Below are 21,952 nucleotides of genomic sequence, written 5' to 3'. Positions count from 1 at the left end.
GGGAGCAAAAAGGGCGGCGGAACGGCAGCATGAAGGGCGCACGGCTCCAGGCGGAGCCGTACGCCCTTCACGCCGGCCGTGAGGTCGGAATCGTGCGACGTCCGCCGCCGCCGATGGGCCCGGCAGGCGGTCCGGGCCCTGCGGCCCGGACGGTGTCCCCGGATCAGCCCTCGGTCGGGCGGGAGGACTGCCGGGCACCCTCGGCCCGGGCGAGCGCCGCGTCCACGGCGGCGTCCTCCTTGGTCTTGTTGGCGCCGCCCTGGGTCTTCACGATCACCCGGATCACGCCGATGAAGAGGGCGGCCATGACGGCCGGGGGCAGCAGCGCGGCAACGTAGTCCATGACTCCAGAGTAGCCAGCGGACGGTGGATCACCGGGCCCGGGTGTCCACGGCGGGTCACCCGGGTCAGCCGGCCGCGAGCCGCCGCCCCGCCGGGGGCGGGACGGGCTTGCGGCGGGGGAAGACCTCGCCGGGGGTGGGGATGGGACGGGACGGCTTCGGGGTGGCGGGGCCGGGTGCCGGGGCGGGTTTCGGCCGGGGAGCGGGGGTCCGCCCCGGGGTCTTCTCGGGCCGGCCCCTGCCGGGCGGCTCCTCGGCCGCCTGGCCGCCCGGCAGGGCGTGCAGGCGGGTGCGGGAGGCGGGCACCGTCGGGCGCCCGGTGGCGCCCGCCTGGACGGGCCGGCCTGCGAGCCGGGCGCGGACGTCCTGTTCCGCGAGCATCCGGCAGTGCTCCAGCAGGGCGGCGGCGACGGGGCTGCCGCGCAGCGCGCGCAGGGCGGCGAGGTCGTCCGGGACGGGACGGTATCCGGCGCCCAGCGCCTCCTCCAGGAGGGTGAGGTACCCGGCGGCCGTGCCGGGCAGGGCGGCGCGGTAGCGGCCGAGGTCGGCCACGAGGAAGGCGCGCAGCCGGGCGCCCTCCCTGGTCGCCTCGTCGACCGCCTCGGCAAGGCGGAGGCAGTCCTGGACGTCGTCGGCCGAGGCGGACGCTGGGTGCAGGGCGAGGGCGAGGGCACGGCGGAGCACACGCAGCTCCTCCGCACCGAACGCCAGACCGCCGCGGGATCCGTAGGGCGTGGGCATGCGGCGACGATACGCGCTAATCAGACAAACAACGCATAGCGGGTGGGTGTGGCGTCCGGGACCCACTCGCGTGGCGCTGGAGCCGGCCGGCCCCGGGCAGCGGCGGGGACCGCGTACGGGAGGGGCGGGCGGGGCGGCGGCCGGCCCGCACGGCGGGGGCAGACCGACGAGGCGGCCGGGGCCGGACACCGCCCCCGGCGCGGCCGGAGCGGGGTGCGGGCCCGGAGGGCATCCACAGCGTGCGGGGCGGAGCCGGGACAGGTCAGGCAGGGCCCGGAGGGCAGGCACGGCGTGCGGGGCGGAGCCGGGACAAGTCACGCAGGCCCGACAGGGGCGCCGGGACAGGTCACGCAGGCCCGGCAAGGGCGCCGGTGCCGCGCGGAGCCCCGTAGGAGCCGCCCGGGTCCGCCCGGACGCTTGACGCCACCGGTCGCCGGCCACGCGCCTCCTGGTACCGGCGGGCCGGCGGGCCGGCGCCGGGAAGCGGCACCCCGCCCGCCCGGCTCCCGGCGGGGCAGGGTCCCCCGCTCCGGGTCCCGACGCAGGACGAACCCCGCGGTACAGGCCCGCCCGGCGTCGCGGTCCGGCCGCTTCCGCCCGGCGCGGCGGAGGGCGGCGGGCGGACGGCGGACGGCCGCCGGCCGAGGGCGGCGGGCGGCGGGCGGAGAGGCCGCGGAGGGGGTGGTCAGCGCCGGGACATGTTCCGTTCGTAGACCAGGCGCAGGCCGATCAGGGTCAGCCAGGGCTCGTGCTCGTCGATGACCGAGGACTCGCCCAGCACCATCGGCGCGAGCCCGCCGGTGGCGATGACGGTGACGTCCTCGGGGTCGTCGGCGAGTTCGCGGGCCATGCGGCTGGCGACGCCGTCGACCTGGCCGGCGAAACCGTAGACGATGCCCGCCTGCATCGCCTCCACCGTGTTCTTGCCGATCACGCTGCGCGGGCGGGCCACCTCGATCTTGCGGAGCTGGGCGCCCCGCACGCCGAGCGCCTCCACGGAGATCTCGATGCCGGGCGCGATGACGCCGCCGATGTACTCGCCGCGCGCGCTGACCGCGTCGAAGGTCGTCGCGGTGCCGAAGTCGACGACGATGGCCGGGCCGCCGTAGAGGTCGACGGCGGCGACCGCGTTGATGATGCGGTCCGCGCCGACCTCCTTGGGGTGGTCGGTGAGGATCGGGACGCCGGTCTTGACGCCGGGTTCGACGAGGATGGCGGGGACGTCGCCGTAGTAGCGGCGGGTGACCTCGCGCAGCTCGTGCAGGACGGAGGGGACGGTCGCGCAGATGGCGATGCCGTCGATGCCGTCTCCCAGCTCCTCGCCGAGCAGCGGGTGCGCGCCCATAAGGCCCTGGAGGAGGACCGCGAGTTCGTCGGCGGTGCGGCGCGCGTCCGTGGAGATCCGCCAGTGCTCGACGATCTCCTCGCCGTCGAAGAGGCCCAGGACGGTGTGGGTGTTGCCCACGTCGATGGTCAGCAGCATGGGAGCTACTCCGCCTCGCGCAGGTCCAGGCCGATGTCCAGGATCGGCGAGGAGTGGGTCAGGGCTCCGACCGCCAGGTAGTCGACGCCGGTCGCGGCGTACGCCTTGGCGTTCTCCAGGGTCAGCCGGCCGGACGCCTCCAGGGCCGCGCGGCCGTCGACGAGGGCGACCGCCTCCTCGCACTCGCCCGGCGTGAAGTTGTCCAGCAGGATCAGGTCGGCGCCCGCGTCCAGCACCTCGCGGAGCTGGTGCAGGGTGTCGACCTCGACCTCGATGGGCACGTCCGGGAAGCGCTCGCGGACGGCGGTGAACGCCTGGGCGACCCCGCCCGCCGCGATCACGTGGTTGTCCTTGACCAGCGCCGCGTCCGAGAGGGACATGCGGTGGTTGACGCCCCCGCCGCAGCGCACCGCGAACTTCTCCAGGGCGCGCAGGCCGGGGGTGGTCTTGCGGGTGTCACGGACCTTGGCGCGGGTGCCGTCGAGGGCGTCCGCCCACCGGCGGGTGGCCGTGGCGATGCCGGACAGGCGGCACAGCAGGTTCAGCGCGCTGCGCTCCGCGGTGAGCAGGTCGCGGGTGCGGGTGGTGACGGACAGCAGCTTCTGGCCGGGTTCGACGCGGTCGCCGTCCTCGGTGTGCCGCTCGACCTCGAACTCGTCGGTGCACACGATCGACAGGACCGCTTCGGCGATCCGCAGGCCCGCGACGACGCCGGCCTCCCGGGCGGTGAAGTCGGCGGTGGCGACGGCGTCCTCGGGGATGGTCGCGACCGTCGTCACGTCCACGCCGTGCGCGAGGTCCTCCTGGAGGGCGACGTTGGCGATGTCCTCGACCTCCACGGGGTCGAGGCCCGCGTCGGCCAGGAGCTGGGCGAGCGCGGGGTCGAGGCCGCACTCCAGGTACTCCTCGTCACCACCGCAGCCGCAGCCGTCGCCGCAGCCGCCGGACGGAACGAGGGGAAGGTCGGGCGTGGTCACTGCTGTCACTGCTCCTGGGGTGCCTGGGGAGGGAGGGTCTCGGGGAAGTCTGTGCCGTCCGTGGGGTGCACGGCCAGTGTGCGGTCGGGGTTCAGCGTGACGACGAGGTGGCGGCGCCACCGGGTGTCGTCCCGCTCGGGGCGGTCCTCGCGCCAGTGGCAGCCGCGGGTCTCCTCGCGGCGGCGGGCGGCGGCGACCAGGACGCGGGCCACGCACAGGAGGTTGGTGGCCTCCCAGGTGTCGACGCCCGGTTCGGCGGTCTTGCCGTTCTCCTCCAGCGCGTCGCGCGCCTCGGTGTGCAGCGCGTCCAGGCCCGCGGCGGCCTGCGCGAGGGAGGCCTCCGAGCGCAGCACGCCCGCCCCCCGGGTCATGATCCGCTGGATGGCGAAGCGGGCCTCGGGGGCCAGCAGGGGGTGCCCGGGGCGGTCGGACTGCGGCAGCGGCCGGGGGACGCGGGTGTGCAGACCCTCCGCGCCGCCGTGCGCGGCGATGTCGGCGGCGATGCGCTCGGCGTAGACCAGGCCCTCCAGGAGGGAGTTGGAGGCCAGCCGGTTGGCGCCGTGCACACCGGTGCAGGCGACCTCGCCGCACGCGTACAGCCCGGGCACGGTGGTGCGGCCGCGGGAGTCGGTGCGGACGCCGCCGGAGGCGTAGTGGGCGGCCGGGGCGACCGGCACCGGCTCGGTGACCGGGTCGATCCCGTGGGCCCGGCAGGCCGCGAGGATGGTGGGGAAACGGCGCTCCCACATGGCGGCGCCGAAGTGCCGGGCGTCGAGGTACATGTGCTCGGCGTCCCGCTCCCGCATGCGGCGCATGATGCCCTTGGCGACGACGTCCCGCGGGGCGAGTTCGGCCAGCTCGTGCTGCCCCTGCATGAAGCGCACCCCGTCGGCGTCCACCAGGTGGGCGCCCTCGCCCCGCACCGCCTCGGAGACGAGCGGCTGCTGGCCCTCCGCGTCCGGCCCGAGGAAGAGGACCGTGGGGTGGAACTGCACGAACTCCAGGTCGGAGACCTCGGCGCCCGCCCGGAGCGCCAGGGCCACGCCGTCGCCGGTGGAGACGGCGGGGTTGGTGGTGGCGCTGAACACCTGGCCCATGCCGCCGGTGGCGAGGACCACCGCCGGGGCGTGGACGGCGCCCACCCCGTCGTGCCGGCCCTCGCCCATGACGTGCAGGGTGACGCCGGCGGCACGGCCCTCGGCGTCCGTGAGGAGGTCCAGGACCAGGGCGTTCTCGACGGTGCGCAGGCCGCGGGCGCGGACCGCGTCGACCAGGGCGCGGGAGATCTCCGCGCCGGTGGCGTCGCCGCCCGCGTGCGCGATGCGGCGGCGGTGGTGGCCGCCCTCGCGGGTGAGGGCCAGGCCGCCCTCGGCGGACTCGTCGAAGTGGGCGCCGGTCGCGATCAGCCGGCGCACCGCGTCGGGGCCCTCGGTGACGAGGATGCGCACGGCCTCCTCGTCGCACAGGCCCGCCCCGGCGACCAGCGTGTCGTCGAGGTGCTGCTCGGGGGTGTCGCCGTCGCCCAGGGCCGCCGCGATGCCGCCCTGCGCCCAGCGGGTGGAGCCGTCGTCGAGGCGGGCCTTGGTGACGACGACCGTGGTCAGGCCGGCCGCCTCGCAGCGCAGGGCGGCGGTGAGCCCGGCGACGCCGGAGCCGACGACCACCACGTCCGCCGCGATGGACCACCCGGGCGCGGGGGCGTGCAGCCTCGGGCGCTCGCGGGGGGAGCCCGTGGCGGGGAGCTGCGCTCCCGATCGAGGGTGGTGGGCGACGGGCGGGCGTATGCCTGTGCTGGTCACGAGGCGGCTCCGAACGTTCCGAAGGTCAGGGGGATGTTGTCGATCAGCCGCGTCGATCCGACCCGGGCCGCCACCGCCAGCACGGCCTCGCCGGTGAAGTCGTCGCCGATGTCGGTGAAGTCGTCGGGGTCGACGAGGGCCAGGTAGTCCAGAGTGAGGGGCGGGTCGAGGCGGGCGGCCTCGTCGAGGACCTGCCGGGCCGCGGCCCTGATGGCGGCCGGGCCGCCGACGGCGGTGGCGACGGCGTGCGCGTCGGCCGCCGCCCGGGACTCCCCCAGCGCGCTGAGCGCCTCGGCACGGGCGCGGCTGGACGGCACCTCGCGGGCCCGCGCGCGCAGCGCTTCTTCGGCGGCGTGCCGGTCACGGCCCGCGAAGAGTGCGGCGGACAGGGCGAGCGCGGTGCGGCGCTCCGTGGGCGAGAGGTAGCGGTTGCGGCTGGACAGGGCGAGCCCGTCCTCCTCGCGGACGGTGGGCACGCCGACGATCTCGATCCCGAAGTTCAGGTCCCGCACCATGCGGCGGATCAGCGCGAGTTGCTGGGCGTCCTTCTGACCGTAGAGGGCGATGTCGGGGCGGGTGAGGTGGAGCAGCTTGGCGACGACGGTGAGCACGCCGTCGAAGTGGCCGGGGCGGGCGGCGCCCTCCAGGCGGGCGCCCATGGGCCCGGCGCTGACGCGGACCTGCGGTTCGCCGCCCGGGTAGACCTCCTCCACCGAGGGGGCGAACACGACGTCGGCGCCCGACTGCCCGGCCAGCTTCAGGTCCGCGTCCAGGGTGCGGGGGTAGCGGTCGAGGTCCTCGCCCTGCCCGAACTGGAGCGGGTTGACGAAGACGGTGACGACGACCTCTCCGTCGGGTCCCGCGATCCTGCGCGCCGCTCGGATCAGGGTGGCGTGGCCCTCGTGGAGGGCGCCCATGGTCATCACGACGGCACGGCGGCCGGTCCGCGCGCGGGCCTGCAGTTCCCCGGCGGTGCGCAGCAGGGCGGTGGTCATCGGAGGGCTCCGTTCCGGGGCGCGCGCTCGGAGGTGCGGGAGGCGGGGATGCGGGGGGCTGGGGTGCGGCGGGTGGGGGTGCCGGTGCCGCCGGGGGCGGGCCCCGGGACGCTCGCCGCTGCCGTGCGGCGGGTGGTGGGGCCCGTGGACGTCATCGGGCGTCCCCCTCGGGGCCGGACGGGTCCGAGTCGGAGGGATCGGGACCGGACGGGTCCGAGTCGGAGGGGTCCGGGGCGGAGGAATCCGGGGCGGAGGGATCCGACTCTGAGGGGCCGGACGGGCCGGACGGGTCCGGCGACCCCGACGGTCCTGCCGGCCCTACCGGTCCTGCCGGCCCCGACGGCCCCTGTCCGCCGCCGGCCGGGCCGGTCCCGTCGGCGAGGACGCCGAGGAGGTCCTCGGCCAGTTCCGGCTTGAGCAGGCCGCCGGCCAGGGCGCGGTCGGCGGTCGCGCGGGCCATGGCCAGGTAGCCGGCGACGGTCGCGGGGGCGTGCCGGCGCAGCTCGGCGATGTGGGTGGCCACGGTGCCCGCGTCGCCGCGCGCCACCGGGCCGGTGAGGGCCGCGTCGCCGGACCGCAGGGCGTTGTCCAGGGCGGCGCCGAGCAGCGGGCCCAGCATCCGGTCGGGCGCCCCGACACCGGCGGCGCCCAGCAGTTCCAGGGACTGGGCGACCAGTGTGACCAGGTGGTTGGCGCCCAGGGCGAGGGCCGCGTGGTAGAGCGGGCGGTTCTCCTCGGCGATCCACTCCGGCTCGCCGCCCATCTCGATCACGAGGGCCTCGGCGGCCAGCCGCAGCTCCTCGGGCGCCGTGACGCCGAAGGAGCACCCGGCGAGGCGCTGCACGTCGACGGGCGTGCCGGTGAACGTCATCGCCGGGTGCAGGGCCAGCGGCAGGGCACCGGCCCGCAGGGCGGGATCCAGCACCCTGGCCCCGTACCGCCCGGAGGTGTGCACCAGCAGCTGCCCGGGGCGCACGGCACCGGTCTCGGCGAGGCCGGCCACCAGCTCCGGCAGGGCGTCGTCGGGGACGGTCAGCAGCACCAGCTCGGCGCGTGCCAGGACCTCGGCGGGCGGGACGACCGGCACGTCGGGGAGCATCTCGCCGGCGCGCCTGCGGGAGGCGTCGGAGACGGCGGAGACGGCCACCGGACGGTGTCCGGCCAGTTGCAGGGACGCGGCGAGCGCGGGGCCCACGCGTCCGGCGCCGACGACGCCTACGGTGAGCCGCGCGGGGCGGTCCCGGGGATCCGGCTGTGGGGTTGTGTTCACGCGACGGGGGCCTTCCCGTTCCAGTCCGCTCGGGGTACCGGACGATTTCTCGTCATGTTAACGCGATCGGTTCCGGCGGCGTCCGGTCGTCCACAGGCTGTGGGTTTCCGTGCGCCCGCGTGCCCCCGCGCGTGCGGACGTGCCGGTGTCCGCGCGATCCGCCGCGCGGGATGATCCCGCCATGAACGGTCCCGGCAAGAACGGTCGCGGCACGAACGGTCGCGGCGCAAGTGATCCCGGCACGAACGAATGCCGCGTGAACGGTCGCGGCTCGAGCGATCCCGACGCCGGCGATCCCGGCACGAACGATTCCCGCACGAACCCTTCCCGCACCAACGATCCCGACAGCAGCCCCCGCACCGGCGCGCCGCCCGAGGCGTCCGGCCCGTCGGCCGGTGCCTCGGATCCGTCCGACGGGCGTCCGGACCTCCGTGAACGGCGCGTCGCGGCCCACCGCAGGGCACCGCGCGTGCTCGCCCGCCCGGGTCACGTCCTGACCCTCCGCGAGCGGCTCGCCCTGCTGGACGGGGCGGACCGGTTCCACGACCTCGACGAACCGGCGGACACCTACGGCAGCGGGGTGGTGGAGACCCTGGAGGACCGGGTGGCCGCACTGCTCGGCCACGAGGCCGCCGTCTTCTTCCCGACCGGCACGATGGCCCAGCAGGTGGCCCTGCGCTGCTGGGCGGGGCGCGTCGGCGACCCGGCCGTCGCCCTGCACGGCCTCAGCCACCCCGAACTGCACGAGCGGAACGCCTTCAGCCAGGTCAGCGGCCTCCGCCCGGTCCGCGTCACGAGCGCGCCCCGGCAGCCGACCGCGGCCGAGGTGCGGGACCTGGAGGAGCCGTTCGGCACGCTGATGCTGGAACTCCCGCTGCGGGAGGCCGGTTTCCTGCTGCCCACCTGGGACGAGCTCACCGGACTCGTCGAGGCCGCGCGGGAGCGGGACGCGGTGGTCCACTTCGACGGCGCCCGGCTGTGGGAGTCGACCGTCCACTTCGGGCGGCCCCTGGACGAGATCGCGGGCCTGGCGGACAGCGTCTACGTGTCGTTCTACAAGTCCCTCAAGGGCTACGGCGGTGCGGCGCTCGCCGGCCCCCGGCAGCTGGTGGAGGAGGCGCGCGTCTGGCGGCACCGGTACGGCGGCACCGTCTTCCAGCAGTTCCCCACGGTGCTGTCGGCCCTGGCCGGGCTGGAGCGGGAGCTGCCCCGGCTGCCGGACTGCGTCATCCACGCGCGGACCGTCGCCGCCGCGCTGCGCGAGGGCCTGGCGGCGGCCGGGGTGCCGTGGGCCCGGGTCCACCCGCAGGTGCCGCACACCCACCAGTTCCACGTCTGGCTGCCCTGCGACGCCGATCTCGCCGCCGAGGCCGCGGTGCGGCAGGGCGAGGAGACCGGGACCCTGCTGTTCGCCCAGTCCTGGCAGGCGCCGGGCCCGGAGCTGGCGGTCACCGAGGTGACCGTGGAGGAGGCGGGTCTGGCGTGGACGGCACAGGACGTCCGGGCGGCGGCGGCCGGGTTCGCCGGCCGGGTCGCGGCGGCGGCCGGGTGGTGACCTCGCGCGCACCGTGCGGCGCCGGGGCCGACCGTGGCCCGGGACGGGCCGGGCGACCACCGTGGACCGGCTCCCGGAACGGGCCGGGGCCCACCGCGGACCAACGCCCGCAATGGACCGGGCCCCACCGCGGACCAACGCCCGGAACGGACCAGGACCCGCGGCCGACCGGGATCGGACCCCGGAGCCACCGTCCCGTACCGGACGCATGCCCACCGACCGGCGCGGGCCGCGGGGCCACCGACCCACGCCGGACACCGGAGCCACCGACCCGCGCCGGGCACCGGAGCCACCGACTCGCGCGGGACGTCGGGTGCCCGGCCCGCCCCGGACTCCGGTCCGCCCGGCAAGGCCCTCCCTGTCCGCAGAACGCCCGTCCCCCGTACCCGCGCCCCCTCTGCCCCGTGGACGGGGCGGGTGCCGCCGTGGTGCCGCCGTTTGACGGGCCTCGTCAATCGGCGGCGGCGCTGTCGGTGGGCCGGTGCACCATGTGGGCATGAGTGTGCGCATCGACATCGCCGGGCTGCGGCCGGAGAGGATCACCGCCGTGGTCTCCCCCCTGGCCGAACTCGGCATGGCGCTGCACGCGCTCGCCGAACCGGCCCACCACCCCGGGCTGCAGGGCTGGGTGACGGCGGTGACCGCCCGCCTCGACCCGCACCTGGCGGACCGGATGTGCGAGGCGGACTTCCTGTGGCGGACGACATTCTCCGACCTGTTCCTGCCGTGTGCGGCCTTCCCGGGCGAGGCCGGGCTGCCCGGGGCCACGCTCGCCGAGGAGCTGGACCTGCTGGACACGTTCTCCGACGAGCTGTTCGTCGACGCCGCCCTGGAGTTCACCTGCGCCCTGCCCTACGGCACGCCGGGGCCGGGCCCGCTCGCCGACCCGGAGCTGCGCCGCCGCGCGCTGGAGCTGGCCGCCGCACGCGGGCCGCAGCAGGTGAGGTTCGCCGAGCGGCTGCTGGCCGACCCGCCCCGCATCCGGGCCTGGCTGCGGCGGTTCCTGGAGGACTGCGACGAGGCGTTCTTCGCCGAGGCGTGGACCCGGCTGCGCCACCAGCTCGCCGCCGACACCCGGCACAAGACCGACCTGCTGCGCCACAAGGGCCTCGCCGAGGCGCTGGCCGCCGTCTCCCCGGCGATCACGCTGGACGAGGCGGCCGAGCGGATCACCGTGGACAAGCTGGGGGACGGCCGCACCGCCACCGCCGAGGGCGGTCTGCTGCTGATCCCCACCGGCCTGGGCCGGCCGCACCTGATCGTCCTGCACCGCCACGGCTGGCAGCCGGTGCTCCAGTACCCGGTCGGCTCGGCCGAGCTCGGCGCCCCGCCGACGGTCGACCAGCTGGTCCTGCGGATGACCGCGCTGTCCCACCCGGCGCGCATGCGCCTGTGCCGCCACCTCGCGCGCAGCACGTACACGACCAGTGAGCTGGCGCAGATGCACGGTCTGACGGCGCCGGAGGTCTCCCGGCACCTGGGCGTGCTGAAGAAGGCGGGCCTGGTCACCACCCGCCGGCGCGGACGGTACGTGCTGCACCAGCTGGACGTGACGGTGGTGGCCCGCCTCGGCAGCGACTTCCTGGAGGCCGTGCTGCGCTGAGCCCCCGCCGGGCCGCCGGGGCACGCTCCGGGACCGGCTCCGGCCCCGCCTGCGCCCCGGGCCTGCCCGCTCCGGGACGAACTCCTCCACAACGGGTCCCGGGCGCGACGCAGCGGGCGGTCCCGTCAGTCGAAGCGAATGTGCCGGAGCCCCACGCCCGCCTGACGCAGCCGGGTCCGCAGGGGACCGCCGCGGTGCGGGGTGAGGGTCAGTCCGGCGAGGACGGCGATGCGGTCGGCCGTCCTCGGGACGGTGGTGCGGTCGGTCCACAGGTGCTCGGCGAACTCCGGTCGGGCGAGCCGTTCGAGACAGTGGTCGAGCCGCTGCACCGCCCAGCTCTCCCGGCGCGGCATCCCCGTCCGGCGGCCCGCACCGGGCAGCAGGTGGAACGGGCCGCGCTCCCGCAGCCTGCGCAGCACGGTCGAACGCTCCGCCAGCAGCGTGAAGTGGCGTACGTCATGGCCGAGTTCGCCGAGCCGTCCGACGGTCTCGGCGAAGTACCCGGAGTCGGTGACCGTCATGGGGGCGATCACCACCCCGTCGTGCCGGGTGAGGGCGAGGTCGAGCACCTCCACGACGCCCCGGCGCCAGGCGGCCAGGTCCTGGAAGTCGCCGCGCAGACCGGGCGGGAGCATCCGGTTCAGGCCGAACCCGACGTGCTCCGGGTCGCAGACCACGCTGCCGGGCAGGCGGCTCCGTAGCTCGTACGCGGTCTGTGTCTTGCCGCCGCCGAAGGGGCCGTTGATCCACAGGAGCATGCGCGGCACCCTATCGGCGGCCCGCCCGCCACCGGGCCGGATCGGCGTCGTCCGCGACGGTCCCGCCGTGCCCCCGGCTCGGGACGGCTCAGCCGTGCCCCCGGCGCCGGACGGCTCAGCCGTGGCCCCCGGCCCGCACCAGGCCGGTCTCGTAGGCGAGGACGACGACCTGGACCCGGTCCCGCAGCCCCAGCTTGGTGAGGATGCGGCCCACGTGGGTCTTCACCGTCGCCTCGGACAGCACCAGCCGGGCCGCGATCTCCCCGTTGGACAGGCCCTGGGCGACCAGCACCATGACCTCGCGCTCCCGCTCGGTGAGCCGCTCCAGCGCCGCGTGCCGGGGCTGGTTGCCCGCGCTCGGCAGCATCGGCGCGAACCGGTCCAGAAGCCGCCGGGTGGTGGACGGGGCGACCACCGCGTCGCCGCTGTGGACGGACCGGATGGCGTTGAGCAGTTCGCCCGGCGGCACGTCCTTGAGCATGAAGCCCGAGGCGCCGGCCTTCAGACCGGAGAAGGCGTACTCGTCCAGGTCGAAGGTGGTCAGGATGAGCACCTTGGGCGGGTCGGCGTCCATGCAGATCCGCCGGGTCGTCTCCACCCCGTCCAGCTTCGGCATGCGGACGTCCATGAGCACCACGTCCACGGCGGTGGACCGCAGCGCCTCCAGCGCCTCCACGCCGTCGCCCGCCTCCGCCACGACCTCCATGTCCGGCTGGGCGGCGAGCACCATCCGGAACCCGGTGCGCAGCAGCACCTGGTCGTCGACGAGCATCACGCGGATCGTCATCGGTCCCTACTTCCGTCGTCCGTCGCTGGGCCTGGTCCCCGCCGGTGCGCGACTCGGTCGCCGGCGGGTCGTTGCGGGGCGGCCGCGGGGGTGCGGCCGGGTCCGCGGAGGCCGGCTGCCGGTGCCGGCGCTCCGTGCGCGGCTCCCCGTGCCGGTGCCGGCGGTGGTGCGCCGACGGCCGGTGCCGGGGAGCAGTGAGCGGGTCGCGGCGGGCGCGGGCTCAGTGCGCGGGTTTGAGGGGCAGCAGGGCGCTGATCCGGAATCCTCCGCCGGGCCGGGGCCCCGCGTCCAGGGTGCCGCCGACCATCCCGACCCGCTCGCGCATCCCGATCAGTCCGTGGCCCTGCCCGTCCAGACCGCCCTCCTCGTACAGCTCGTGCGGGGCGCCCTTGCCGTCGTCCTCCACGAGCAGGCCGAGCCCGTCGTCGAAGTAGACCAGGCGCACGCTGGCCCCGGTGTTGGGCCCCCCGTGCTTGCGGGTGTTGGTCAGCGCCTCCTGCACGATGCGGTACGCGGTCAGCTCGACCCCGCTGGGCAGCGGGCGCGGGGTGCCCTCGACCCGGAAGTCCACGGGCAGTCCGGAGGTGCGGCACTCCTCCACCAGGTCCTCTATCTGCCGCACGTCCGGCTGCGGCACGTACTCGCCGGCCTCCTGGTGCTCGCCGGTGCGCAGCACGCCGAGCAGGCGGCGCATCTCGGCGAGCGCCTGCCGACCGGTGGACGAGATCGTCTCCAGCGCCTTCTTGGCCTGGTCCGGCGCCGTTTCCAGGACGTAGGCGGCGCCGTCGGCCTGGACCACCATCACCGACACGTTGTGCGCGACGACGTCGTGCAGTTCGCGGGCGATGCGGGCGCGTTCGGCGGCGACCGCGACCTTCGCCTGCGCCTCCCGCTCCTTCTCCAGCCGGGCGGCGCGCTCCTCCAGCTGCGCGAAGTACGCGCGCCGGGTGCGGATGGAGTCGCCCAGCACCCAGGCGAGGGCGAAGGGCACGGTCTGGAATATCACCAGCGCGATGTTGCCCGCCGTGCTCGTCTCCGGGTTGGGCCAGCGCAGCTGCGCCAGCGGCGCCGCGCACAGGCCGGCGGTGAGCGCGAAACGGGACGCCCAGCGGGCCCCGACGGCGGCGACCGTGTAGACGATCACCAGCATGGCGAAGTTCGCGGGCATCGTCGGAACGTCCGTGACCAGCTGGAACGCGCCCACCACGGCCGCGAGGACCAGCATCTGCTCCGGCATCCGGCGCCGCAGCGCGACGACCAGGCTCAGCAGCGCCATGACCAGGACCAGCAGGCCCTCGTGAACCGGCCTCCGCGCCGGTTCGACGGCTCCGCCCACGACGGAGACCCCGAACAGGACCACGGCCCAGAAACCGTCGACCCAGGCCGGGTGTCTGCGGAGGAAGTCATAGAGACGCTGCACGTGACCCAGCGTAGGGAAGCAGAATGCGTGCATGGGTCAACCGGAGGGCCGATCCCCGGGCGGCGGGCATACTCCGCAAGGTGGAGGCCGGGCCGGCGTCCCCGTGTGGACCGGCCCGGTGACGGACGGGACGACGGACGAGGGAGCGCACGTGGAGGCCGCGGCACAGGCGGATCCGGGCACGAGCGGGCGGAACCGGCGGGGCTGGCGGGCGGCGGCGCAGGAGGCGCTGTACGGGCCGGACGGCTTCTACCGGCGCCCCGAGGGACCCGCGGGACACTTCCGCACCTCGGTGCACGCCTCCCCGCTGTTCGCGCGGGCGGTGGCCCGGCTGCTGTGCCGGGTCGACGAGGCTCTGGGCCGGCCCGGGGTGCTCGACTTCGTCGACCTGGGCGCCGGGCGCGGTGAGCTGGTCACCGGGGTGCTCGCGGCGCTGCCCGCCGAGGTCGCGGACCGCACCCGCGCGCACGCGGTCGAGATCGCCGACCGTCCCGCCGGGCTGGACGAGCGGATCGTCTGGCGTGACGGGCCGCCGCCCGGGATCACGGGGCTGCTGTTCGCCAACGAGTGGCTGGACAACGTGCCGCTGGACGTCGCCGAGGTGGACGGTGACGGCGTCCCGCGGCTGGTCCTGGTCGCCGAGGACGGCACGGAGCGGCTCGGGCCGCCGGTCACCGGGCCCCAGGCGCGGTGGCTCGCCCGGTGGTGGCCGCTGGGCGCCGGCGCGGGTCCCGCCGGGACGGAGGGCACCGGCGGGACGGACGGAACCTCCGCGTCGCCCGCCGGGACGGGAGAGGCGTCCGCGCCGCCCCCCGGCAGGGCCGGCTCGCCGGGCCCGGCGTCGGTGCGGGCGGAGGAGGGGTTGCGCGCCGAGATCGGGCTGCCCCGGGACCGGGCCTGGGCGTCGGCGGTGCGCACGGTCGCGCGCGGGCTCGCCGTGGCCGTGGACTACGGCCACACCCTCGGCAGCCGGCCGCCGTTCGGCACGCTCACCGGGTTCCGGGAGGGGCGGGAGACGGCCCCGGTGCCGGACGGCTCCTGCGACCTCACCGCGCACGTCGCCCTGGACGCGTGCGCGGCGGCCGTCCCCGGCCCGGGCGGGCGCCTGCTCACCCAGCGGGAGGCCCTGCGCGCCCTGGGGGTGTCGGCCGGACGCCCGCCGCTCTCCCTGGCCTCCACCGACCCCGCGGGCTACGTACGCGCTCTCGCGGGCGCGGGTCAGGCCGCGGAACTCCTCGCACCGGACGGGCTCGGCGCCTTCGGCTGGCTGGTGCACCCGGTGGACGTGCCGGACGTCCTCGCGGCCTGAGTCACCGGCCGCGCGCGGACGCCTCCGGCTCGCTCGCGCGGTGAGTCACTGGCCGCGCCCGGAGCCTCCGGCTCGCTCGCTCCCGGGGGCGGGCGGGCGACGCGGGCGGCTACTTGTCGATGTCGCCCACCACGAAGAACATCGACCCCAGGATCGCCACCATGTCCGAGACGAGGGTGCCCGGCAGCAGCTCGGTGAGCGCCTGGATGTTGTTGTACGACGCCGAGCGCAGCTTCAGCCGGTACGGCGTCTTCTCCCCCTTGCTGACCAGGTAGTAGCCATTGATGCCGAGCGGGTTCTCGGTCCAGGCGTAGGTGTGTCCCTCGGGCGCCTTCAGGACCTTGGGGAGCCGCTGGTTGACCGGCCCCGGCGGGAGCTCCGCCAGCCGGTCGAGGCAGGCGTCGGCGAGGTCCAGGGCGTTGTAGGTCTGCTCCAGGAGGCACTCGAAGCGGGCCAGGCAGTCGCCCTCCTCGCGCGTCACCACCTTCAGGACGTCGCCCAGTTCGCCGTAGGCGAGGTAGGGCTCGTCGCGGCGCAGGTCGAAGTCGACGCCGGAGGCTCGGGCGATCGGCCCGCTCACCCCGTAGGCGTGCACGGCCTCGGGCGACAGCACGCCCACGTCGCGGGTACGGCCCCGGAAGATCTCGTTGCCGAGGACCAGGTCGTCGAAGCGGCCCATGCGGGAGCGCACGTCGGCGACGGCGGCCCTCGCGCGCGTGGTCCAGCCGGCCGGGAGGTCCTCCTTGAGGCCGCCCACCCGGTTGAACATGTAGTGCATCCGCCCGCCGGAGACCTCCTCCATGACGTGCTGGAGCTCCTCCCGCTCCCGGAACGCGTAGAAGATCGGCGTGATGCCGCCGAGCTCCAGCGGATAGGAGCCGAGGAACATCAGGTGGTTGAGCACCCGGTTCAGCTCGGCCAGCAGCGTGCGCAGCCACACCGCGCGCTCGGGGACCTCCATGCCCAGCATGCGCTCCACGGCCAGCACCACGCCCAGCTCGTTGGAGAACGCCGACAGCCAGTCGTGGCGGTTGGCGAGCACGATGATCTGGCGGTAGTCCCGCGCCTCGAACAGCTTCTCCGCACCCCGGTGCATGTAGCCGATCACCGGCTCGGCGCGGGAGATGAGTTCGCCGTCCAGCACCAGCCTCAGACGCAGCACACCGTGCGTCGACGGGTGCTGGGGCCCGATGTTCAGCACCATGTCGGTGCTCTCCGCGGCGCCGCCGATACCGACCATGGTCTCCGTGGTGGGCGTCATGGTCCCAGTCTCCCCTACGTACGCTGGCTGCATGGAGACGGGGAGCCCCCACGAACAGGGGACGACGGGTACGACGGCGGACGCGCACGCGGTGACCGCCCCCCAGGGCGCGGACGCCCACGGCACCGACGGCACCGAGCGCACCGACGGCCCGGGCGGCACGGGGAGCGCGGGCGCCGCCGAGACGCACGCGGCGGCCGGCACGGCTGATGCCGGTACGGCCGACGCCGGTGCGCCCGATGCCGGTGCGCCCGATGCCGGTTCGGCCGCAGTGGACGCCGGCACGGCGCACGCGACCGGCGCCGGCGGCGAGGCAGGAACCGCGGCCGGGGTGGGGGCCGGAACCGGGGCCGGGGCCGGGGTGGGGGCCGACGCCGTGTGGATCGCGCTGCCGCCCGGACTGCTCAAGGTGCGGCGGCTGTTGCTGGTGGTGTGGCTGGGGCTGCTGACCCTGGCCACCGGGCTGGTCCCTGGTCTGCTGGCCGGTCCCGGCTGGGCCGCCTTCGCCGTGCTGCCGCTGGCCCTGCTGGTGTGGGGGTGGGTGATGCTGGAGCGCAACTGGCGTTCCTGGCGGTACGCCGAGCGCTCCGACGACCTGCTGATCAGCCGGGGTGTCCTGTGGCGGCAGGAGACGGTCGTGCCCTACGGCCGGATGCAACTCGTCGAGGTCACCTCGGGCCCGCTGGAACGGCACTTCGGCCTCGCCAGCGTGCAGCTCCACACCGCCGCGGCGGCCACCGACGCGACCATCCCCGGCCTCGACCCGGCCGAGGCGGAGCGGCTGCGCGACCGGCTCACCGAGCTGGGCGAGGCACGATCGGCGGGACTGTGACGGCCCCCGACGTCCAGCGGGACGTGACCGGACAGCGCCCGGTGATCGAGCGGCGGCTGCACCCCGTCACGCCGCTCCGGCGGGCCTGGGCGCCCGTCGCCGTGTTCATCGGGTGGGCGGTGCACGACCCCGACCAGGCCCAGCGCCAGCTCACCCGGCTGACCACCGGCACCCTGCTCATCGGCCTCGCCGTGCTCCTGCCGGCCGCCGCCCTCTACGGCTTCCTGAGCTGGTGGTTCACCCACTTCGCGGTGACCGACAGCGAGTTGCGCATCCGCACCGGGCTGCTGTTCCGCCGCACCGCGCACATCCGGCTGGAACGGGTCCAGGCCATCGACGTCACCCAGCCGCTGCTCGCCCGGGTGGTCGGCGTGGCGAAACTGAGACTGGACGTCATCGGCACCGACAAGAAGGACGAACTCGCCTTCCTGGGCGCCGACCACGCCCGTGCCCTGCGCGCCGAACTGCTCGCCCGCGCGGCCGGTTTCGCCCCGGAGACCGCGCACGAGGTCGGTGAGGCGCCGTCCCGGCAGCTGCTGCGGGTGCCGCCGGGGGTGCTCGCCGTCTCCCTGCTGCTGACCGGCGCGACCTGGGGCTGGCTGATCGCCGCGGTGGTCGTGGTGCCCCTGCTGTGGATGGCCACCCACAGCCTGTGGACGGTCCTCGCCGCCGCCCTGCCGCTGTTCGGCGCGGCGGGCGCGAGCAGCATCGGCCGGTTCGTCACCGAGTACGACTGGACGCTGGGCGAGTCGCCCGACGGGCTGCGCATCGACCACGGCCTGCTGGACCGGGCCCACGAGACGGTGCCGCCGGGGCGGGTCCAGACCGTACGGATCGTGGAGCCCCTGCTGTGGCGGCGGCGGGGCTGGGTCCGCGTGGAGCTCGACGTGGCCGGCTCCTCCAACTCCCTGCTGCTGCCGGTCGCGCCGCGCGAGATGGCCGAGTCGGTCGTCGCCCGCGTGCTGCCCGGCGTGCGCGTGCCGCCGCCGTCGGCGCTGTCCCGGCCGCCGCTCCGCGCCCGGTGGTGCCTGCCGGTGTGGTGGCGCGGCCACGGACTCGCCGTGACCGACACGGTCTTCGTGGCCCGCCGCGGCCTGCTGCGGCGCAGCACCGCCCTGGTGCCGCACGCGAAGGTGCAGAGCGTGCGGCTGGTCCAGGGGCCGTGGCAGCGCGTGCACGGTGTCGCCGACGTCCATGTGGACAACGGGGCGAACAGGTCGGTGTCGGCGCGCCTGCGGGACGCCGACGAGGCGGCCGAGCTGCTGCGGGCGCAGGCCGAACGCTCCCGCACGGGCCGCCGCGACGCCCGCCCGGACCGCTGGATGGCCGGGGCCGCGCAGCAGCGGTGACCTCCCGTGACCGTCCCCCGCCGCCGCCCCGCTGACGACGGGGGCCGACGGCACGGGGCGGTCACGGACCTGAGGCCGTCGCGGACACGAGGCCTCACGAACAGGTCGAAGGGTCCCGCACACCACGGTGTGCGGGACCCTTCCCGTCCTGCCTCGCGGGGGTCGGCGTACGACGTCCGGTACGAGGTGGCGTGACGGGACGTGACATGACGTGAGGCGTCGCGTCGAGTCGTGTCGCGTCAGCCGCCGTTCAGGACACCGCGCTGCGCAGGCCCTCGACGTCGATGTGCTCCGTCTCGTCGTGCTCCGTCAGGTCGATGACCTGTCCGACGGCGCGGGCCTCGTCGCCTGCCGCTTTGAATCCGGCTTCCGCCTCCGCCTTGTGCAGCGCGAGCGCCTCCGGTCCGACGACGTCGGCGAGGTCCTCGTTCTGCACGTCCTCCAGGGCGGATTCCTCCGAGCCCTTCTTGGTGCCGAAGAAGTCGAACCCGTCCCCGGAGACCGGGCGCCGGACCGGCACCGTCGGAGGGACGACCGCGACCGCCGTGGGCACCGTGAAGTGCCCCGAGGGCTGCCGCGCGGACGGGGAGCCGGACGGGGCCGGGGAGTCGGCGGGCCCGGTCGTCGGGGCGGGGGCGGCGGTCGCCCGGTCGTGCTCGGCCGCCGCCACGGGCTTCCCCTCGGCGTCGTCCTCCTGCGGGTCCTCGGGCCTGCGCCGCGCGGCGCCTTCGGGGCCGTCGTCCCGGGGGGAGCCGCCCAGCTTGCGGAAACCGTTTCCCTTGAGCCCTGTCCGGAGCGTGCGGGGCGTCACTCCGCCCTGCCCGCCCTGCGCGGGGCCCGTGGCTCCCTCAGCCGCCGTGGCCGCTCCTCCGGGCTTGTCCCCGGCGTGCACGCCGGGGTGCGTGTCACCGGGCTGCTCGGCCGTTCCGCCGACGGAGGTGTCGTCCGGCCCGGCGCCGGAGGGGCCGGGCGTCCCCCCGTCCGTGACGGCGTCCGTCCTCTCGGCGTCCGTCGTACCCGCCTTTGCCGTCTCTGCGTCCGCCTTCTCTGCGTCCGACTTCTCTGCGTCCGTGCCGGTGGCGGCGTCCGTGCCGGTGTCGGCGTCCGTGGCGGCTGCCGCTCGCTGCTTCTCGAAGCGGGCCAGCGCCGCCCCGGCGCGCAGGAACAGCCGGGAACCCTCCGGGGAGAACAGCCGGGTCTCGGTGGCCTCCTCGCTCCCCCGGGCGTCGTCCCCGGTCCGCGGGCCGGGCACGGTCCCCGCCGAGGCCCCGGCGTCCGCCGTCTCCGGCGCCCCGGCCGTTCCGCTGTGCTCCGCACGCTCGGTGCCGGCCGCCCCCGACGCGCCGGCGGGCAGCGCCCGGGCGGGCACCGCGGCCTCGATCTCCAGCACCCGGCGGTCCTCCAGGACACTCGCGCGGTCCGCCTCCGCCGCCGCGTAGCGGCGCAGCAGGGCCGCGTGCTCGTTGCGCAGGCCGGCCAGCTCCGCGCGCTTGGCCCGCAGCCGCTGCTCCAGCTTGACGCGCAGCTCGCGCGACTCCTCCAGGTCGGACTCCAGTTCGGCGGTCCGTTCCTCGTAACGCCACTCGTCGCTCGCCCGCGCGCGCGTCAGGTCGGCGACGCGCTTGCCCGCCTGGGCGTCCCAGCGCCTCATGACGACCGAACCGGCGATCGCCGTCGCCGCCGCGACCGCGGCCAGCAGGCGCAGTGCGGTCGGTTGCGTGAACACCCATGGCCCCAGGGCGCAGACGAGCGAGACGCCTGCGATCGCCGACGGGGGCAGCATCCTGTGCAAGGGCGGTGAATGGCGGTGACGTCCACGTGGCATGGCCAGAAACTTACCGCGCGTAGGGGAATGATGGGCCCCCGCCCCGTAAAAACAAAGCGATAACAAGGGTTTCACAGGGCGTCGGAGAACTCGCGTCGGCCGTGAATGGGCACAACTCCCGGAATTCGCCCGGAGATCGTTCCGCCGGACCACCCCGGCGGCCTCCCTCCCGCCCCGCTTCCCGCCCCGCTTCCCGCGCCCTTCCCGCGCCCATCCGCGGGCCGGACGGGCCACGGACGGCGTCCGTTTCCGGGCCGGCACGGTGTTCGTCCGCCCTTATTACCGCGCACCGCCGGCCCGATTTACGAGGCCCTCGCCAAGGGGCCGTGGCCGCGCACGGAGCGCGCGCCCGCTCAGCGGGCGGCCAAGCGCCCGCTCATCCACTCCAGGGTCGGCGGAATCTCCCGCCGCCAGGTGTTGAAGTTGTGTCCTCCGCTTTCCAGGATGATCGAGGAGACGCGTGTCCGGCGGGTGTCCTTCACCCGCTCGATGAAGCGGAGGGTGTCCCGGTAGTTGGTCTCGCCCGACTCACTGCTGGAGACGAGCAGCGACGTGTCGGCGGCCGGCCCGTGCCGGAGGTACCACCACAGGTTCGCGTGGTTCTGGCGCTCCACGTCGCCGTGGAAGAGATCCCCCGTCGTGGCGTCGACCGGCGCCTCGTAGTACGCCGACAGTCCCGCCCCGGCACCGAACACCTCCGGGTGGTGCAGGGCGAGTTTGAGGGCGCAGTAGCCGCCCGTGGAGTTGCCGACCACACCCCAGGCGCCCCGGCCGCCGGTCACCCGGTAGTGCGCGCCGACGGCCTCGGGCAGGTCCCGGGCGAAGAACGTCTCGGTCCGCGGCCCGTCCGGGACGTCCACGCACTCGGTGTCCCGGGGCGGCGCCACCGTGGGCCGCAGCATGACCAGGATCATCGGCTCCATCCGGCCCCGGGCGGCCAGGTCCCGTGCGGTGCGCGGGTAGTGCAGCTTGTCCACCAGCGCCCGCGCGGTGCCCGGATAGCCGGTGAGCACCACCGCCGCGCGGAAGCGGTGGGTGCGGTACTCGGGCCGGTGGTACTCCGGGGGCAGGTACACGTACGCGGGCGAGGCGATGCGGCTGGTCCGGCCCACCACCCGCACCTCCTCGACGGTTCCGCCGGCCGCACGGGCCCCGGGCGCACCGGCCAGGCGCTCACTGCCGACGACCTCCAGCCGGGCGCCGCCCGCTCCCCCGCCCGCCGCGTGGTCGACGACGACGCCCTGGTCCTTCTCCCGGCCGAACAGGTCGTCCCAGCTCGCGTAGAAGCCGAAGGACCGGTTCGCCGCGAGGCCGGCCGCGGCGAACAGGGCCAGTTGGACGGCGAGCAGCAGGCCCACCCGTCCGCACACCGCCCACAGGCCGCGCCGGGCCAGCCGCGGCCACAGCAGCACGGTGCCGACGAACAGCAGCACGGCGGCCGACACCGCCGCCCACAGCACCTTGTCGCTCGTCAGACCCATCGGGGACACCTGCCTGCACTCGTGGCCGGGACCGCCGGCACCCCGCCTCCACAGTGCGTCAGGAGGGCGGCGCCGGCCGGTCGTCGGCCGGGGGAACGGTTCGGGCGGGCGGAGTGAACCTCCCCGCCCGAGACACCGTCCTAGAGGGCGCAATGTCGCCGGATGC

The 21,952-nt window shown here is 75.7% G+C and carries 17 protein-coding genes and 1 pseudogene; 5 read left to right on the top strand and 13 right to left on the bottom strand.

What is annotated here, in order from left to right:
* Positions 1-163: 163 nt before the first annotated feature.
* The 7 genes from AB0F01_RS22715 to AB0F01_RS22685 all read right to left on the bottom strand — a co-directional run bounded on the left by AB0F01_RS22715 (position 164) and on the right by AB0F01_RS22685 (position 7,606).
* Positions 164-343: a hypothetical protein gene (locus AB0F01_RS22715; RefSeq protein ID WP_362098630.1), complete on the bottom strand. Its 180-nt coding sequence runs from the start codon at positions 341-343 to the stop codon at positions 164-166.
* 64 nt (positions 344-407) lie between these two features.
* Positions 408-1,052 carry a hypothetical protein gene (locus tag AB0F01_RS22710; protein ID WP_362098675.1) on the bottom strand — a complete coding sequence of 215 codons (645 nt, stop codon included), beginning with the start codon at positions 1,050-1,052 and terminating at the stop codon, positions 408-410.
* A 715-nt stretch (positions 1,053-1,767) separates the two neighbouring features.
* Positions 1,768-2,565, bottom strand: a complete 798-nt coding sequence (locus AB0F01_RS22705) for a type III pantothenate kinase (RefSeq protein WP_362098627.1) — start codon at positions 2,563-2,565, stop codon at positions 1,768-1,770.
* 5 nt (positions 2,566-2,570) lie between these two features.
* Positions 2,571-3,542 (bottom strand): carboxylating nicotinate-nucleotide diphosphorylase, encoded by a 972-nt coding sequence (gene nadC / locus AB0F01_RS22700; RefSeq protein WP_362098624.1) that lies wholly within the window; start codon positions 3,540-3,542, stop codon positions 2,571-2,573.
* 5 nt (positions 3,543-3,547) lie between these two features.
* The gene (locus tag AB0F01_RS22695) at positions 3,548-5,248 is read right to left on the bottom strand and encodes an L-aspartate oxidase (RefSeq protein ID WP_362098673.1); all 1,701 of its coding nucleotides are present in this window, start codon (positions 5,246-5,248) and stop codon (positions 3,548-3,550) included.
* Positions 5,249-5,337: 89 nt separating this feature from the next.
* Positions 5,338-6,336 (bottom strand): pantoate--beta-alanine ligase, encoded by a 999-nt coding sequence (gene panC, locus AB0F01_RS22690; RefSeq protein ID WP_362098622.1) that lies wholly within the window; start codon positions 6,334-6,336, stop codon positions 5,338-5,340.
* Between the two features lie 151 nt (positions 6,337-6,487).
* Positions 6,488-7,606, bottom strand: coding sequence for a DUF2520 domain-containing protein (locus AB0F01_RS22685; protein WP_362098619.1), 1,119 nt, complete (start codon positions 7,604-7,606; stop codon positions 6,488-6,490).
* A 427-nt stretch (positions 7,607-8,033) separates the two neighbouring features.
* Here AB0F01_RS22685 and AB0F01_RS22680 point away from each other — a divergent pair.
* Both AB0F01_RS22680 and AB0F01_RS22675 read left to right on the top strand, forming a co-directional pair.
* Positions 8,034-9,161, top strand: a pseudogene (locus AB0F01_RS22680) (beta-eliminating lyase-related protein); the annotation flags it as partial.
* Between the two features lie 496 nt (positions 9,162-9,657).
* A complete protein-coding gene (locus AB0F01_RS22675; protein ID WP_362098616.1) occupies positions 9,658-10,764 on the top strand; it encodes a DUF5937 family protein in 1,107 nt (368 codons plus the stop codon).
* A gap of 125 nt (positions 10,765-10,889) precedes the next feature.
* Here the strand turns inward: AB0F01_RS22675 and AB0F01_RS22670 are convergent, their stop codons facing one another.
* The 3 genes from AB0F01_RS22670 to AB0F01_RS22660 form a co-directional block, all read right to left on the bottom strand.
* The gene (locus AB0F01_RS22670) at positions 10,890-11,522 is read right to left on the bottom strand and encodes an ATP-binding protein (protein WP_362098613.1); all 633 of its coding nucleotides are present in this window, start codon (positions 11,520-11,522) and stop codon (positions 10,890-10,892) included.
* Between the two features lie 115 nt (positions 11,523-11,637).
* Positions 11,638-12,309 carry a response regulator transcription factor gene (locus tag AB0F01_RS22665; RefSeq protein WP_362098610.1) on the bottom strand — a complete coding sequence of 224 codons (672 nt, stop codon included), beginning with the start codon at positions 12,307-12,309 and terminating at the stop codon, positions 11,638-11,640.
* A 220-nt stretch (positions 12,310-12,529) separates the two neighbouring features.
* Positions 12,530-13,729, bottom strand: a complete 1,200-nt coding sequence (locus tag AB0F01_RS22660; RefSeq protein WP_362098607.1) for a sensor histidine kinase — start codon at positions 13,727-13,729, stop codon at positions 12,530-12,532.
* A 151-nt stretch (positions 13,730-13,880) separates the two neighbouring features.
* On the opposite strand from AB0F01_RS22660, the gene AB0F01_RS22655 reads away from it, so the two are divergent.
* Positions 13,881-15,038: an SAM-dependent methyltransferase gene (locus AB0F01_RS22655; RefSeq protein ID WP_362098604.1), complete on the top strand. Its 1,158-nt coding sequence runs from the start codon at positions 13,881-13,883 to the stop codon at positions 15,036-15,038.
* A 109-nt stretch (positions 15,039-15,147) separates the two neighbouring features.
* Here AB0F01_RS22655 and AB0F01_RS22650 read toward each other — a convergent pair whose 3' ends face one another.
* A complete protein-coding gene (locus AB0F01_RS22650) occupies positions 15,148-16,299 on the bottom strand; it encodes an NADH-quinone oxidoreductase subunit D (protein ID WP_362098601.1) in 1,152 nt (383 codons plus the stop codon).
* A 331-nt stretch (positions 16,300-16,630) separates the two neighbouring features.
* Between AB0F01_RS22650 and AB0F01_RS22645 the strand changes: the two genes are divergently transcribed.
* Both AB0F01_RS22645 and AB0F01_RS22640 read left to right on the top strand, forming a co-directional pair.
* The gene (locus tag AB0F01_RS22645; protein WP_362098670.1) at positions 16,631-17,131 is read left to right on the top strand and encodes a PH domain-containing protein; all 501 of its coding nucleotides are present in this window, start codon (positions 16,631-16,633) and stop codon (positions 17,129-17,131) included.
* Entirely contained in the window at positions 17,128-18,480 is a 1,353-nt protein-coding gene (locus tag AB0F01_RS22640) for a PH domain-containing protein (protein ID WP_362098599.1), read from the top strand. Before AB0F01_RS22645 ends, AB0F01_RS22640 begins: the two co-directional genes overlap by 4 nt.
* A gap of 250 nt (positions 18,481-18,730) precedes the next feature.
* On the opposite strand, the gene AB0F01_RS22635 is transcribed toward AB0F01_RS22640, so the two are convergent.
* Together AB0F01_RS22635 and AB0F01_RS22630 are read right to left on the bottom strand one after the other, a co-directional pair.
* A complete protein-coding gene (locus AB0F01_RS22635; protein ID WP_362098668.1) occupies positions 18,731-20,263 on the bottom strand; it encodes a hypothetical protein in 1,533 nt (510 codons plus the stop codon).
* 395 nt (positions 20,264-20,658) lie between these two features.
* A complete protein-coding gene (locus AB0F01_RS22630) occupies positions 20,659-21,786 on the bottom strand; it encodes an alpha/beta hydrolase-fold protein (RefSeq protein WP_362098596.1) in 1,128 nt (375 codons plus the stop codon).
* Between the last annotated feature and the right edge of the window lie 166 nt (positions 21,787-21,952).

The sequence above is a fragment of the Streptomyces sp. NPDC029526 genome, assembly GCF_040637405.1.
GTDB lineage: Bacteria > Actinomycetota > Actinomycetes > Streptomycetales > Streptomycetaceae > Streptomyces.
This window is presented reverse-complemented; position numbering and strand designations above follow the sequence as displayed.